This is a genomic window from Thermogutta hypogea, assembly GCF_055386265.1.
The window spans coordinates 228,552-243,983 of record NZ_AP042425.1 but is presented as its reverse complement, the minus strand read 5'-3'; the positions used below and the strand labels follow the sequence as shown (position 1 = coordinate 243,983).

Annotated in this window: 8 protein-coding genes; 3 read left to right on the top strand and 5 right to left on the bottom strand. The window is 61.2% G+C overall.

What is annotated here, in order from left to right; translation table 11 throughout:
* Positions 1-173 precede the first annotated feature (173 nt).
* Entirely contained in the window at positions 174-1,325 is a 1,152-nt protein-coding gene (locus ACZ5B4_RS00795) for a DNA topoisomerase IV subunit A (protein WP_464912535.1), read from the top strand.
* A gap of 19 nt (positions 1,326-1,344) precedes the next feature.
* On the opposite strand, the gene cutA is transcribed toward ACZ5B4_RS00795, so the two are convergent.
* From cutA to prfB, 3 genes are all read right to left on the bottom strand, one after another.
* Positions 1,345-1,692 carry a divalent-cation tolerance protein CutA gene (gene cutA / locus ACZ5B4_RS00790; protein WP_464912534.1) on the bottom strand — a complete coding sequence of 116 codons (348 nt, stop codon included), beginning with the start codon at positions 1,690-1,692 and terminating at the stop codon, positions 1,345-1,347.
* Positions 1,693-1,808: 116 nt separating this feature from the next.
* Positions 1,809-2,237, bottom strand: a complete 429-nt coding sequence (locus ACZ5B4_RS00785) for a hypothetical protein (RefSeq protein ID WP_464912533.1) — start codon at positions 2,235-2,237, stop codon at positions 1,809-1,811.
* A gap of 61 nt (positions 2,238-2,298) precedes the next feature.
* A protein-coding gene (gene prfB / locus ACZ5B4_RS00780; protein WP_464914040.1) for a peptide chain release factor 2 occupies positions 2,299-3,436 on the bottom strand; the annotation gives its coding sequence in 2 pieces (ribosomal slippage) (positions 2,299-3,366 and positions 3,368-3,436; 1,137 coding nt in all).
* Positions 3,437-3,720: 284 nt separating this feature from the next.
* Between prfB and ACZ5B4_RS00775 the strand changes: the two genes are divergently transcribed.
* Positions 3,721-5,208, top strand: coding sequence for an arylsulfatase (locus tag ACZ5B4_RS00775; protein WP_464912532.1), 1,488 nt, complete (start codon positions 3,721-3,723; stop codon positions 5,206-5,208).
* 148 nt (positions 5,209-5,356) lie between these two features.
* Positions 5,357-6,721: a Gfo/Idh/MocA family protein gene (locus ACZ5B4_RS00770; protein ID WP_464912531.1), complete on the top strand. Its 1,365-nt coding sequence runs from the start codon at positions 5,357-5,359 to the stop codon at positions 6,719-6,721.
* Positions 6,722-6,911: 190 nt separating this feature from the next.
* Here the strand turns inward: ACZ5B4_RS00770 and ACZ5B4_RS00765 are convergent, their stop codons facing one another.
* Together ACZ5B4_RS00765 and ACZ5B4_RS00760 are read right to left on the bottom strand one after the other, a co-directional pair.
* On the bottom strand, positions 6,912-12,926 hold the full coding sequence (locus tag ACZ5B4_RS00765; protein ID WP_464912530.1) for a hypothetical protein: 6,015 nt from the start codon (positions 12,924-12,926) through the stop codon (positions 6,912-6,914).
* Positions 12,927-13,698: 772 nt separating this feature from the next.
* Positions 13,699-15,261 carry a sigma-54 interaction domain-containing protein gene (locus ACZ5B4_RS00760; RefSeq protein ID WP_464912529.1) on the bottom strand — a complete coding sequence of 521 codons (1,563 nt, stop codon included), beginning with the start codon at positions 15,259-15,261 and terminating at the stop codon, positions 13,699-13,701.
* Between the last annotated feature and the right edge of the window lie 171 nt (positions 15,262-15,432).

Below are 15,432 nucleotides of genomic sequence, written 5' to 3'. Positions count from 1 at the left end.
CCTCCCGAGCTGGGCCGAACGGCTTGGTTTGCCGTGCCGGAGATTCTCCGTGGGCGCTTGTAGATTGACGCGGATCTCCTCTAAACTCGATGGATTGCCTGGAAGTATCTTGCTTGGGAAAGCAAAGGCGAGACGGCTCGCTAGGGTTTTTGCGAAGTTCGAAATCGATCGATATGCCGAGAAAGAAAACGAAAAGTCCTGAGAACGGTACCACCGCCGCCGCTCCGCTGGATGAGCGCGATCAACGCACCCTAGAGCGAATCGCCGGGTTGGCCGACCATGTGATCACGGCCGCCCGGGCGGGGAAGGATCCCTATCTCGATATCCCGTCGCGCACCCTATCCAACGTGCATTACAACCGCAAAAAGCGCTTCATCGAGATGGGCAACGCCCGCAATCGCCGGCACCTCTTCAATCTGGCCCAGGCTAAGAGCTACATGCAGACCATGTTGGTGGCGAGCGGTTGCAAACGCTTGATCGAGCAAAGCAAGACGACCAGCATCCGTGGTTTGTTCTACCTACTCAAGCACACCATCGACGGAACCCGGGAGGAGACGTTCGCCACGCAAGAGGAGTGCGATCCGGTCATCGAAGACGTCGAGGTGACGCTGAATGCCTTGCGCGAAGAATTGCACGTTTATGCCAGCAATCGGGGCGCCATGGTCGGCGAAATCACCCTCCGCGACAGCGGGGACGAGATCGATTGCACGCGAATGGGGTCCGGCGGTTACTCCATTCCCTCCATCGTGGAACCGAGCGTGATCCAGTTCGTGAAGTGCAACGCCGAGTTCATCCTGCACGTCGAAAAGGACACGGTTTGGCGGCGATTCAACGAGGACAAATTCTGGCGGAAGCACAAGTGCATTCTGACGCACGGCATGGGGCAGCCACCGCGCGGCGTGCGGAGATTGCTGCACCGGATGCATCAGGAACTGGGGCTGCCCGTCTATTGCCTGTTGGACAACGACCCCTGGGGGTATTACATCTACAGCGTGATCAAGCAAGGCTCGATCAACCTCGCCTACGAATCCCAGCGGATGGCGATTCCCGACGCCCGGTTCTTGGGGCTTCGGTCCTTTGATTTCGAGCGCTGCGGCCTATCGGATAGCGTGATCATCAACTTGACCGATACGGACCGCAAGCGGGCCAAGCAAATCATGGAATATCCGTGGTTCGCCAACAAGAAGGCGTGGCAGGAGGAAATTAAGAAGCTGCTGGACAACGGCTTCAAGCTGGAGGTCGAGGCCTTGATCTCCAAGGACATCAGCTACGTGACGGAAGTCTATGCCCCGCAACGCCTACGCGACCGAGATTGGCTGGATTGACGGTGAGGCGAAGCGGGCCTCACGTTTCGGGCGAGGCCTTGTCGCGCCGAAGTGATTCGGCCACCCACCGCAGATACGGCGGATGGCCTTCCACGACGGGGAGGGCCAGGATTTCCGGAACTTCGTAAGAGTGCAAGGCGACGATGCGTTCCCGGAGCGCCGGCCACGAGTCGCCGTCCGTCTTCAGCATCAACAGCCACTCCTCACTGCTCTCGATGTTTCCCTGCCAGCGGTAAACGCTGCGGATCGGGCCCATCCGTTGCACGCAAGCGGCAAGCCGCTCTTCAACCACCCGCGAAGCGATCTTGTCGCCCAACTCCGCGCTGGGAACGGTGACGAAGACCTGAAGGAATCGCGCGTCTGTCATCGGGCACAATCCTACGAAAAGGTACGCGGCATACGGATCGGACTCGGGGCCGCGAAGACGAACGGCATCGCCACCCTCGGTATCCGCGGCGTCCGCCGCGCGACGCTGCGGACCGATCATCCCGGGTTTGCCGACGGGATGCCGGATTTTTTCTCGGGCGGTTCTTCATTCGCCGGAGGGGAGACGTTGGGAGGCGGGGCCTTCTCCTTGGTCTCACGGGCGATCTCCAGGGCGGACGGTCGGTAAGCATCGCCCTTGGCCTTTGCAGCCTCGGAAGGCGGCTTGTTCGCGTCTCCCGCGGTCCCCGAGGCTTTCGACTCGCCCGGCGCTTTGGGAGCCTCCACGATCTTCAAATAATCCAGATCGAGGTCGTACCACGATCGGTCCACGCCTTCGAACTGGACAACCGCGCGGCCGTTGCAATTGATGGTCTGTACCCTTCCGACCCTGCCGTGAAACCGCGCCAACTCGGGGCGATCCCCCTCCACCACGACGTAACGGTCGGTGTACTCCAATCTCAAATTGGCAATCCGCTGCATATCCATCGAACTGCGTCCCCGCGGCCTCGCGAAAGGCATCTCACGGCCGATTCTTGACCGCCTCGTTTCACGTTTTCCCCGCGGCCTTGGCCTTTGCCTTGGCGGCGTCCTCCTGCGCGACGCGCCAGCGTAGGTAAGCATCCAAGAACCCCTGAATGTCTCCATCCATGACGGCCTGGAAATTGTTCAGCGAATAGCCGGTCCTCGCGTCCTTGATTCTTTGGTCGGGGTGCTGGAAGTAGCTGCGAATCTGAGATCCAAAACCGGTCTTGGGCATGGACTCGTACTTGGCGGCCAAGGCCTCCTCGCGCTTGATCTCCTCCAATCGGGCGAGTTGCGCACGCAACATCTTGAGCGCCATCGCGCGATTCTGATGCTGGCTCCGCTCGCTCTGGCATTTGATCATGATCCCCGTAGGGACATGCAATAGGCGGATCGCGCTGGACGTCTTATTGACGTGCTGTCCGCCGGGACCGCTGGCCCGAATGGCCTGTTCCTCGAGGTCTTCGTCGCGGATGACGATTTCGTTGTCGTTCGTGATCTCGGGGGTGACATCCACCGCCGCGAAACTGGTCTGCCGCTTGCCTTCCGCGTTGAAGGGGCTGATGCGGACCAGGCGATGGATGCCCGTTTCGCCCTTCAAATAGCCGTAGGCCATGGGACCGCGTACGGCGATCGTGGCGGAATTGATCCCGGCGACTTCGCCATCTTGGCGGTCCAGCAGCTCCACCTCGTACCCCTGCTTCTCGGCCCACTGGATGTACATCCGCAAGAGCATGGCGGCCCAATCGTGGGCGTCCGTCCCGCCGTCGCGGGCGTTGATCGTCAACAGGGCGTTGCAAGCATCGTGCTCGCCGTTGAGCAGCGACTTGATCTCCAAATCCTCGACGAGACGATCGAGCTTTTCCACGGCGGAAGGAACCTCTTCCCCGAAGGCCGGATCCTCCTCCGCCAATTGGATCATGGCGTCAACGTCCTCGAGTTGGCGAAAGGCCTCGTCGATCGGCTTGAGGACCGCCCGAACCGCCTTCAATTCGCTCAAGATTTCGGCCGACTTCTCCTGGTCGTTCCAAAAATCCGGCCCGGACATGATGGATTCGATTTCGGCCTCGCGGGCTTTTTTTCCCGCGTAGTCAAAGAGAGTCTCGCAATTGAGTCAGCCGCTCTCGAATTGCTTGCGCACGGTTCAGTATTTCACCTTCCATCATTCATTCTCCGTAAGAGCCGCCCCTTAGGCGGCGCCGACCAAGCGGCGCCAACCTCCTTGCGGGACAGACAACCACTCCAACCTGCGGAACTATGGAATTATAGTCTTTGTGCGGAACGGGCGGCAGCCGGGCGATCCCGACCGACCCGGGGTTCCGGGCGTCCGTGGCAGGCCGGCAAAGAGGGTTGTGATCTCGGCGGGCCGCGCGATACAATGCGGCAGCATTCGCGGATTCGTCTCAGTACATGGGCGACGATTGGGATTTCGAAAAAAGGCCACGCCATGGAATACCTGCTTGTCACCGCACGTTTCGCCGCGCTCGTTGCGTTTTTATTCGGGCCGATCCTTTTCGGCCGATGGGGTTTCGCCGCGGAACGCTCCGCCGCCGAGACGGCGAGGCCGCTGCCCAACGTGATCTTCGTTCTCGCGGACGATCTCGGGTACGGGGACTTGGGCTGCTACGGGCAACAGATCATCCAGACCCCGCGACTCGATCGCATGGCCGCCGAGGGGATGCGATTCACGCAGTTTTACGCCGGGGCCACGGTTTGCGCTCCCTCGCGTTGCGTCTTGATGGTCGGGCAGCATACCGGCCATTGCCATGTCCGCGGGAACGCACCGGGCAACCAGCGCATCAACCAATCGCTGCGGGCGGAAGACGTCACCCTGGCGGAACTCATGCACTCCGCCGGCTACCGCACCGCCCTCATCGGCAAGTGGGGTTTGGGAGAACTCAACGAGCCGGGGCATCCGCTCGTGAAAGGGTTCGATTATTTCTTCGGTTATCTCAATCAAGGTCATGCCCACAATTACTATCCCGAATACCTCTGGCGGAACCTGGAAAAAGTGCCTCTCCGAAACGAAGTCGTCGGTTTGGAGGGCAAGAAGGACGGGCCGGGGCCGGATTACGGCGGTGGCTTTACGCCCGGTTATGCCGTTAAGCGCATCGACTATTCGCACGATTTATTCGCGGCCGAAGCCCTGCAATTCGTGGCCGAAAATCGGGATCGCCCCTTCTTCCTGTTCTTGGCCCTGACGATTCCTCACGCCAACAACGAAGGCACCCGCGGCACGGGCAACGGCGCGGAGGTTCCCGACTACGGCATCTATGCCGATAAGGACTGGCCGGACCCCGACAAAGGGCAGGCCGCGATGATCACCAGGATGGATGCGGATGTCGGGCGGCTCCTCGACCGGTTGCGGGAATTGGGCTTGGCGGAGCACACGCTGGTCATGTTCAGTTCGGACAATGGGCCGCACAACGAGGCCGGCCATGATCCGCGGCGCTTTCAGCCCTCCGGACCGCTGCGCGGCATGAAGCGAGACCTGTACGAAGGCGGAATACGCGTCCCCTTGATCGCTTGGTGGCCGGGACGGGTCGCGCCGGGAACGGTCAGCGATCACGTCGCGTACTTCGGCGATATGATGGCTACCTTGTGCGATTTGGCCGGGGTGCCCTTACCGCCGGACCGAGATGCCGTCAGCTTCCTGCCCACTTTGCTCGGACGACCGGATGAGCAGAAGACTCACGAGTATCTTTATTGGGAGTTCTACGAGCGAGGCTCTGCGCAAGCGGTCCGCTTCGGAAACTGGAAGGCGATCCGCAAGCCCATGCTCTCCGGACCCGTGGAGCTTTACGACTTGAGCGACGATCTGGGCGAGACACGCAACGTGGCGGAGGAGTACCCGGCGGTGGTGCAGCAGGCCGTGCGCTACATGAACGAAGCCCACGTTCCGCACCCCAATTGGCGGATCCCCAATCGGAACTGACGATCCCGGCGTGTCGCGGCGTTTCGCTTCGATTCGGCGTCGCCGGTCCGCTGCGACCGCGCGGCGGCCTTCGAGCGTTTCCGGCGTTCACGTTTGGGAAAAACGGTAGCGTTCGCGTAGTTTTGAATCTCCAAAGAGGAGGCTTGCAATGAGAGATGAGGGACTGGAAGGCTCCACGCGACGAGGATTCATGAAAACCACGAGTCGCATCGCGGCCGCGTCGGCGCTGGCCGGGACGTTTGTGCCCTCCGTTCATGCGGGAGAGGATAATACCATTCAAGTGGCCCTGATCGGCTGCGGCGGCCGGGGGACGGGCGCCGCTCAGAACGCGCTTTCCGTAAAAAACGGCCCGATCAAGCTGGTCGCCCTGGCCGACGTCTTCCCGAACCGGCTGGAAAACAGCTACAAAAGCCTCAAGGAACGGATGGGCGACAAGGTCGACGTGCCGGATGATCGCAAGTTCCTGGGGTTCGACGCCTACAAGAAGGCGATGGATTGTCTTCGGCCGGGCGACGTGGCCATCTTCGCCACGCCTCCCGCTTTCCGCTGGGTGCATTTCACTTATGCCATCGACAAGAATCTCAACGTCTTCATGGAGAAGCCGATCACCGTCGACGGCCCGACGTCGCGGAGAATGTTCGACTTGGCCAAGAAGGCGGGCGAGAAGAACCTCAAGGTCGGCGTGGGCCTGATGGTGCGTCACTGCCGCGGTCGCCGGGAATTGAAGAAGCGGATCGAAGACGGCGAAATCGGCGAGATCACCATGATGCACGCCTATCGGATGGGCGGTCCGGCGGCAAACTGCGGCCCCAAGCCCGACGGCATCACCGAGTTGCTGTATCAGGTGCGGCAGTTCCACAGCTTCATCTGGGCCAGCGGCGGCGTATATAGCGATTTCTACATCCACCAGATCGACGAATGTTCTTGGATGAAGGGGGCCTTTCCCGTCAAGGCCCACGCCTTGGGCGGAAGGCACTACCGCGGGAACGCCGTGGATCAGAATCTAGACACCTATTCCGTCGAGTACACCTATCCGGACGGCACCAAACTGTTCTACTTCGGTCGCCAGATGGCCGGCTGCCACAACGAATTCGCCAGCTATGTCCACGGCACTAAAGGATGCGCCATCGTCTCCACCTCCGCCCATACACCGGGCAAGGTCCGGACCTTCCAAGGTCACGTTTTCAGCCCCGAGAATCAGCTTTGGGCATTCCCCCAGCCGGAACCCAACCCCTACCAATTGGAGTGGGACGACCTGATCGAGGCCATTCGTACGGATCAGCCCTACAACGAGGTGGAGCGCGGCGTGGAGGCAAGTCTCGTCACGTCGATGGGCCGCATGGCCGCACATACCGGTCGCATCGTGACCCGCGAGGATATCCTCAATTGCCCGCACGAAATGGCGCCGGATGTCGACAAGTTCACGGACGACTCACCCGCCCCGGTCACCGTACAAGAGAACGGGCTGTATCCGCAGCCCATGCCGGGCGTAAAGACCGACCGCGAGTATTGATTCGCTGATCGTCGTCCGGTCGCCTCGGACCGCGCCCGGCAGTGGGCACGGCCGGGCACGGCGGCTTGCGGCATTTCGAAAAAATCAGGGCGTCCGGGCGATCAAGTCCGGACGCCCTGTCGTCTTGCCGTGGCAGCGTACGACATTCCAACCGCCGCGCGGTGATCCGACCCGCGCGGGAGTCTTCGGCTCAGAGCCAGAATGACGTGAAGACGGCGTCGATTGCGGTACGAATGGTGCTGTTCTTTCCGACCACGCCGCCTTCGTCGGTGACGTTGATCTTGTAGAGGCCCGTCAGATAGGCAACCTCCGCCGCACCGGACGGTACGGGTTCGGTTCCGGGGGCAACGACGCCGGGGATCACGGTCCCGCCGGTCACGTAGGCGATGTCTCGCCCTCCGTTGCCGCGGAAGGTGACCTCGTCGAAGAACTTGGCTCGGTGCACATAGCTGCCGGAATTCAGCCTCGCTTGAACCGCGTCCAAGACCACTTTGTCGTCGCCCGCCGAACCCTTGATCAACGCGGTGTCGTAGCCGCCGTTGACGGAGTAGGCATGGACGGCGTCGAAGAACTTGGCTCGGAAGTAGAAATTCGAGCCGTCGAACAGCGCGTATTCCGGCGTGGCGACGAAACGGTCGTTGCCGGACGAGTCGTACAATTGCGCCGCGTCGAAGCCGCCGCCCGTCGCGTAAGCATGAACATAGCGGAAGTTCTCCGCTCGCAAGCGGAAACCCGCACCGGTCATCTCACCGTACGTCGGCGTGCCCGTGAACAGATCATCCCCGGACGAGTCGTAGAGGAAGGCCACGTCCTCGCCGCCGGCCTGGGAGATCATCAACACCTGCTCGAAGTTCTTGGCCGTGTGAGCATAGGTTTGCTCGGCATCGGAGATCGTTAGCAACCCGGGGCGGGCCGTCACCGTATCGACCCGCGGCGAGTCATACACGGTCAGCGAATCCGTTCCGCCCAAGCCGTCGATCGAAACGCTCTCCACGTTTTCCGCTTGGAAGCGATAGATGCCCCCGAACATGACGGCGGCCCCGCTCGACCACACCACGGCGGTGTCGTTTCCGGCGGTTCCGCGAATCGACACGGTGTCCCTGCCGCCCAAACCGTCGATGATCAGATAGGTAAGGGTCTTGGGAATTGCTTGCAGGTTGCCGTTGATCTTGACGGTCCAATTCTCGGGCGTGGCGCCGGCGATGAACTCGATCACGTCATCGCCCTCGGTCCCCCGCAGGGCCAGTTGCGCAATCTCCACCCCCAAGGGTTGCACACCGGGAGGATCGAGCAAGCGCGTGAAGATGTCGGTTCCATTGGCGGCCGCCACGAGAGGATCGGGATCGGTGGAGGGGCCGACCCAAGCCACCACGTAATTGCCGACGGCGTCCATGGCGATGACGGGCGTGACTTGGTCCCCCGTCACGTCGGCATTCACGCGGAACTCCCCCGCCTGGCCTTTGGGCGGCAGCACGTAGTCGTTTCCGTCGGCCATGAACATGCGAGCGTAGATGCCCCAATCCACGGCCAAATCGTTGTCCTGGCCCATCGTCGTCCAAACGATGGTGAAATTGCCGGCCTTGTCCATGGCCACATCGCTCTGATATTGCCAGTGCAATGTGGTCTGGTTGACCCGGAACTCATCACCTTTCGGAGTACCGTTCGGCGCAAACCGTCGGGCGAACACGCCGAAGCCGCTGCCGTCTTGCCCGAAGCTGCTCCAAGTGATGACGAAATCACCGTCGGCGTCCATCGCCACGCGGGGATCGATCTGGCGGTTGACGCGGTATTGGGTGGCAAGGATTTCACCGGTCCGGGCGGTTCCATCGGCGTTGAAGATCCGGGCTACCACGCCCCAATCGTTGCCGTCTTGGCCGTCGCTCATCCATACGACGACGAAATTCCCGGCGTCGTCCATGGCGACGTCGGAATTCCGCTGCGAGCTCGAGTTGGGCAAATTGACCATGAATTCATTGCCCAGAGCCTGACCGAAACGGTTGTACCGCCGCCCGATCACCGCGTTGCTGTCGAGATCCTGGCCGAAGCTGCTCCAGGTCACGACGAAATTACCCACCGAATCCATCGCCACCTTGGGGCTGTATTGGGCGTTCAGGCGGTACTGATTGACGCGGAACTGTTGACCTTGCGGCGTGCCGAAGCGATCGAAGACGCGAGCCCAGATTCCGTCCGCGTCGGTATCGCCCTGTCCGGACCAGACGACGACGAAGTTGCCGGCATCGTCCATAGCGACGTCCGGCTCGACCTGGTTGCCGGTCTCGAACGTGTTGACGATGAACTCCGGACCCTGGGGTTCACCGCGGCGATTGTACCGCTGAGCGATAATGTTGGTGTTCGTGGTTCCGGTATCGGCTCCTTGGCCGGGGCTGACCCAAACCACCACATAATCGCCGTTGTTGTTCATGGCCACGGCGGGGGCGGTTTGATTGTCGAGCAGGGTCGTGTTGGCAATCGCGTCCACATCGCCTGCGCCGGGCGTTCCGGGTACTCCCGGGCCGGGAACGCCGACTAAGAGACGAAAACCGAGCGTATAATTGGACCCATTGGGGTTGAACCCGGTCCGACCCAAGGGGTTGCCGGCCTTATCTCGCACCCCGCTTTGCTCTGTCTGACCGGGACCCGCCGGAACAGGTGCCAAGACCTCCAGTTGGTAAACGGCGCTGTCCAGCGGTTGCAATCCGGCTTGACCGGGGTCGGCGTCGATTTCCAGGACCGCCTGCCATTTATTGGCGGCCGGAACATCGAGCCCGAGTTGCGTCCCCAGCTCCGCCGCTTTGTTCATGCCGAAGTGGACGCGCGTCACCGCGCCCCCCATCAGGACGCCGTCCTTGGACAGGCGATAGTTTTCGGGGTTCGTGACGCTATCCAAGACGCGCTTGACGGAGGCGGGAACCGGCTGGCCGTTGGCCAGGGCCTGGTCCCGCTGCTGGATGGCCCAGGCCAGGGTCGCGTCGTCGAAGGCGAGCATTTCTTCGTCGAAGTCGATCACCAGATACTGCACTCCGTTCGGCGTCACCAACTGGGTCCCGTCGATGGCCTGGCCGTCGGGGGCCAGCACATCGGAGACGATCGGGCCGGCCGTGTCCAACGTTTCCAGGAATTGGCGATAGCGAATCGTGGAGTTGGTGATCGTACCGTCCGTGGCCCGCTCCCATTGCGTCCAAGCGATGACGAAGGACCCCTCGGGCGTGACGCCCAGCGAGGCTTGCGTCTGAGTCGTGCCTTCGTCGGCCGCCGTATATTGGACGATGGAAGGCGGCGGCACGTCGGCCCCGCCCGCCCGGCCCGGCGCCCCCGGGTTCGGAATCAACGTGAACGGCCAGTCGTGACCTTCGCCTTGGAACGTGACTTCGAAGACCGCAAAATTGAGTGGATCGATCGGGTTTCCCAGTCCGTCCCTAACTTCCCAGGGCGTGCCCTGCCGGTCGAGGATTTCCGCGAACGAGAGCAGACGCACGTCGATGGGACCTTCGTAAGTCGTCTCGGCCCAGTTCACGCCGGTTCGGGCCGCCCCCTCCAACACGGCATCGATGCGATCGACCGTTTGCTGCAAGCTCCACACGTTATTGATTTGCAGGTTATCGATCGTGAGGTTCTCGAATCCTGCCTGCCCGCCGCGGAAGAGCCGAACCTGGAACGATTCCCAGTTCAGGTTGCGATTCATGATGATGAAGTATCGCTGGTTGTGGCCGTCGCGGTAGGCATTGGCGATGCTATCGCTGAAGAGCGTGACCACATTGAAGTTGGGATCGGCATCGAAACGGCTGAACATGATGCCGTTGGCCTCGCCGCGGAGGAGGCCGACCACACCGTCGAGAATGCCGCGCAGTCGGCCGATCTGCTCCGCGTTGGCGCCGCGATTGACCGCCCGCACGAGAATCTCTTCCAGCGCCCCGTCTACGTCGCCGTTATTTTGGAATCCGACCGGGAAGAACTCGAAGCTGGGATCGAAATAGGTCAACAGGTCGGAGTTGGTCGTGGCGTTGATTTGACGTTGGAGAAACGCATTGGCGAACAAGAAGGCATCGGTCGAGACGTCGGGGCCGTAACCCTCGTAAGAGATCACGATGTCGCCGTCGGCGTCGAGTCCGGCTTGGGCGCCGCCCTGGAAGCCCGGCCAAAGCGGTGCGCCGCCGGCCGCCAAAGACGCACTATTGGCCCGGAACACGTCGCGAATGACAGTTCCGGTGGGATTCCCCTGGGCGTCCACCAGTTCGTACATGATGGCGCGTACGCCGGAACTGGTCTGTCCCGTGTTGTCGGCATCGCCGATCGTTTGCCAAGTGACGAGGAAATGGTTGGCGGAATCGAACGCCACCGTGGAAGCCCCGCCGCCGCCCACGCCGAACTGGTTTAGCAGCACTTGGCCGTTCAGGTCGTAAGCCTTGGCGAAGACCGCGGAGGCGAAAGGCCCGCCCGTCAGATAACGAACGTCGTCCGTACGATCCCAGGTGATGACGAAGTTGCCGTCGTGGCTCATACCCACCGACGGATCGAACTGGATCGCCGTTTCCTCAGTGCTGACCAAAAACTCCGTCCCGATGCGCTCGCCTTTTCGATTGAAGATCTGGGCCTTGATGCCGTTGAAAAAGCTGAAGTCCTGCGCCCCGTTCGCCCAAGCGATGACGAAGTTGCCGACGTTATCCATGGCCACCGCCGGCTGGAATTGCGGACGGGTGGTCTCGTCGTTCACGCGGAAGGTGTAGGGGTCCACGCGCGCGATGTTTTCCGTATCGGGAATCGCCACGACCTCGACGCCGGGAACACCGTCGGTATCCGGGTCTGCCTTCGCCGCAGGACGATATCGGCGCGCGAAAATGTCGGTAACGCTGCCGAAAACTTGTGAATCCGGAACCTCTCCTTGCCACACGATGACGAAATCGCCGTCCGCGTCCATGGCCACGGCGGGGTTCGTCTGGTTGTATTTGTCCGGTCCGGGCGTGAACGGGTCATCGGGCTCTTCCGGATTCACGCGGAATTCCGGACTCGATTCCTTGAGTGTGACGACCTTCGCTTGCGCGGAGGGCAAGAGGTTGTTCCCCAATTCGTCCTTGACCTCCGCGATGATCAGCTCGGGATGATCCTCCTTGCCGGAGTCGCCCACGAATCGCACGTCGAATTCCGTAGCGCTGCGGGCGGTAACGGAGATCCGCGGCCGTGCGGTTACAATCGTGGTCGGTTCCGTGTAAGGACCTTCCACGCCGCTCGGCACACGATCGGGAGGCGGGAAGTCGATCGGTCCCAGCGGTTCGCTTTGCAGCCGGGCGTTGAAGTACTGCTCGATCGCCGTCGCCGTTGCTTGGGGGTTGGTGGGAGAAATCGGAATGTCGGCGATCAGGGTCGGCTGCCGGACCGTCGTCACCGAGACGTTGGGGAAAAACCCGCCGGTGAAATTGGGATTGGCTACCGAGAGTTTGGGCTGATTGACACCCAGCGCCGCGCTGCCGTATTCGATGAGGAACTCGCGGCCGCTGACCGCCGTAACCTTCGCATTTTGCAACGGGCCGCCCAAGCCTTGGAGCCCGGCTTGAATCGTGCCGGCCAACTGATTCGGCGCGACCGTCTCGTCATAAACGATCGTGACTCGCTCGGTGGGCGAAATGATCGTGTCGCCGTTGGTGTCGGCCTGCAACACGAACGTGCCCTGGATATTCTGCTGAAACGACGTGTAGGGCTGGTACGTCGCCGTAATGTTCAGACGTTGCACCAGCGTCGTGCCGCCGTAGATCAACGACACCTTCGCGTGCTGGTTGGAGTTCGCATCGTTGAGAACGCCGCTGGGCAGCGTGATGCGTTGGACCTCGTCGGTAAAATAGCGAGCATAAATGTTCGCCTCCGTGAGAGGTTGCCCGGTCAAAGGATCGAGCATCGGCGACCCGGAGAACGGATCCATGATCGCATCGTAACGAGTCCAAACCACCACGAAATCGCCGTCATTATCGACGGCGATCGATTGACCGGCGATCGTACCGTTCGTCGACGAGGGAAGCAGCGATTGATTGACGAGCTTATCCAGAACATCGACCGGTGTAACGCTGAGCAGCGTCCGCTCTTCCAGAGCATCCAGGGAGAGGCGACGATGTTTGCGTGTCCTCTTTTTTCCCAGCGACTTGCCGCCGCGCCGATTCCATAAAGTCTCCCAGAGGGACTTTTTATGCCGCCGAGAGGACAACCGAAACTGCGCCATGTCAGATTCCTCAGTCGTTGTCAGTTCCGCCCTTGCAGGTGTGTGCGAGAATCCTTTCGACGAGTCTCACGCGAGCAAATGGGAAAGCATTCGGTTTCGCCCAGCTCACCCAGACACCGGCCCAAATCTCAAGTGCCGCAACCCAAAACCTGTTACGAACCTCAAAAAAAGACGTATACCGAGCCGGGACCGGACGACCTCGGCCCTCGGCGATCCCTTGAACTGCACTTTTCTGGGATATGCACCGAAGGAGCGGCGTGATTTTTTATCCATGCTCTCCATATCGACTGCTTTATCATGATTGCAGTGTACTCGGCCGTCAAGGCGCGACCTCCAGTGCGGTACTTTTTGACGCCGCGGCGCCGCCAGGCCCCCTCCCTTCCCGGAGGTGCGCCGCAATTCTCAATTCTCCGCAAAGGCCTCGATTTACCCAGGCGATCCACCCTGTAAAACCTTTAACAAGGCTTCCAGTCAGGGTGAGCGGTATTCGGGGACCGCGATCCTTCGCTTCCCTTCGGCAGCTCACACGGCCCATCCATCTCGAAGCAAAGTGTGGGCGATGACCTTCGCGGTTAACATTTGGATGCACTGCTGAGGCTGAGAGTTCCGCGTTTATGGCTTAACCGGACGAGCGAGAGATTGGCAAAAGTGCCGGCCGGAGACGGCCGCTCGATATACCCTGGAGTCGGCAAGCCCAGGTTGGGGGCTGATCCAGGTCATCACAGACAAGAAATCCGGACAAATCCCGTCTTCAAGGGGCTAAAACCCCCTCCTAAAGGTTCCTGTACTGTTTCCACGGTATGCCGAGTTTCCGCATCCGAGAACGAAGCGTGTGTGGGTTGACTTGAAGCAGGGCGGCCGCTCCGCGCGGGCCTTCAATTCGGCCGCCGGTGCGACGCAGGGCCTCGATGATGTGCCTGCGGACGGCCTCGTCCAGGGAAACGAACGGCTCGGTTGTTCGCCCTTTCGGCTCGGCCGAGCGAAACCCCGCGCCGGTCGAGGTCTCCGGATCGCCGACACCGAGGGCTTTCGCGATCTCCAGCCGCTTGCCATTTCCCAAAATGGCGGCGCGGTCGATGACCGCCGCCAGCTCGCGCACGTTGCCCGGCCAGTGATAGGCCATCAACAGACGGAGGTCTTCCTCGTTCGGCAACTGCAACGCCAACCCGAACCGGACGGCCGCCCGCTCCGCGAAGTGTCGGGCGAGGGCGGGGATATCTTCCAATCGCTCCCTTAACGGCGGCAGAAAGATCGGGAATACCGCCAAACGGTACCAGAGATCCTCGCGAAACAACCGATTCTGAGCCATTTCCCGCAAGTCACGGTGGGTCGCGGCCACGATGCGAACATCCACCACGATGGTTTGGCGTCCGCCGACGCGCTCGAAGGCCCCGTCTTGCAAGACTTGCAAAAGGCGAACCTGGGCCGGCAAGGAGAGTTCGCCGATCTCGTCCAAGAACAATGTTCCGTGATTTGCCCGCTCGAACCAGCCGCGGTGCGTCTCGGAAGCCCCGGTAAAGCTCCCGCGCTCGTGTCCGAAGAGCTGTGAATCGATCAATTCCGGGGGAATTGCCCCGCAATTGACTCTTAGGCAGGGGCCTCGGGCACGGCGGGACCGGCTGTGAATCGCTCGGGCGATCAACTCCTTCCCGGTTCCGGTCTCGCCGAGGAGCAAGACGGGGGCATCGGAGGCGGCCACCAGATCCACCCGCTCCATCACGTGCCGGAGGCCCGCTTCAGCGCCCACGATCGTGTCGCCCAGCGATTGTCGGCCGAGCTTGGTCAGAAGGCGTTGTTTGTCGGCCTCGGCGGCTTCCCGGAGCACGGAAATCTCCCGAATGCGTTGGTCGTTCTCCAGGCACGTGGCAAACGGCTCCAAAAGGAGCTGGAAGAACTCTCGATCCGACGGAGAGAAGCGTGTGCCGGGCATTCCCGCCACAGCCAAAAGCCCCAGAGGGCGATCCTCGTTGCGAAGACCTCCCAGCAAGATGGGACAGGGCGGGTTTCCCAGCATCCAGTGAACTTCACCGTCCAATCGACCGGGCTCCTCGGGGACGAATTCGACAACGGAACCACGAACGGCGAAATCGATCGCTTGGGTCAGAAGAGGGGGCGGGAGCGGGGCCACGCGATGCCCCAACCAAGGAGGCGAAGTAAGGGCGGCCGCAACCGTTTCCAACTGCGATTCCGCGAGTTGAAGGCGGCGAACAACGAGGTAGGCGGCGGGCAGATGTTCGGCGATCGCATAAAAGATCGCTTCGGTCGTCTCCTGTATCTCGAGATGGCGACTGGCTTCCCTCCAAATGGCGGCTACGACGGATCGGGGGACCGACATGGCTGTGCCTCCCCAGCTCAAAACGAAAAACCACCCCAAGAATCCGTTAAATAACACGGCATACCGTTGATTGTAACGGATTTTATCCGCTAAATATCAAGGGATCGTCCTGCCAATTGTCGATCAGGAATCCATCGATCGCTATATCTTGAATCCAAATAATCACTTGTG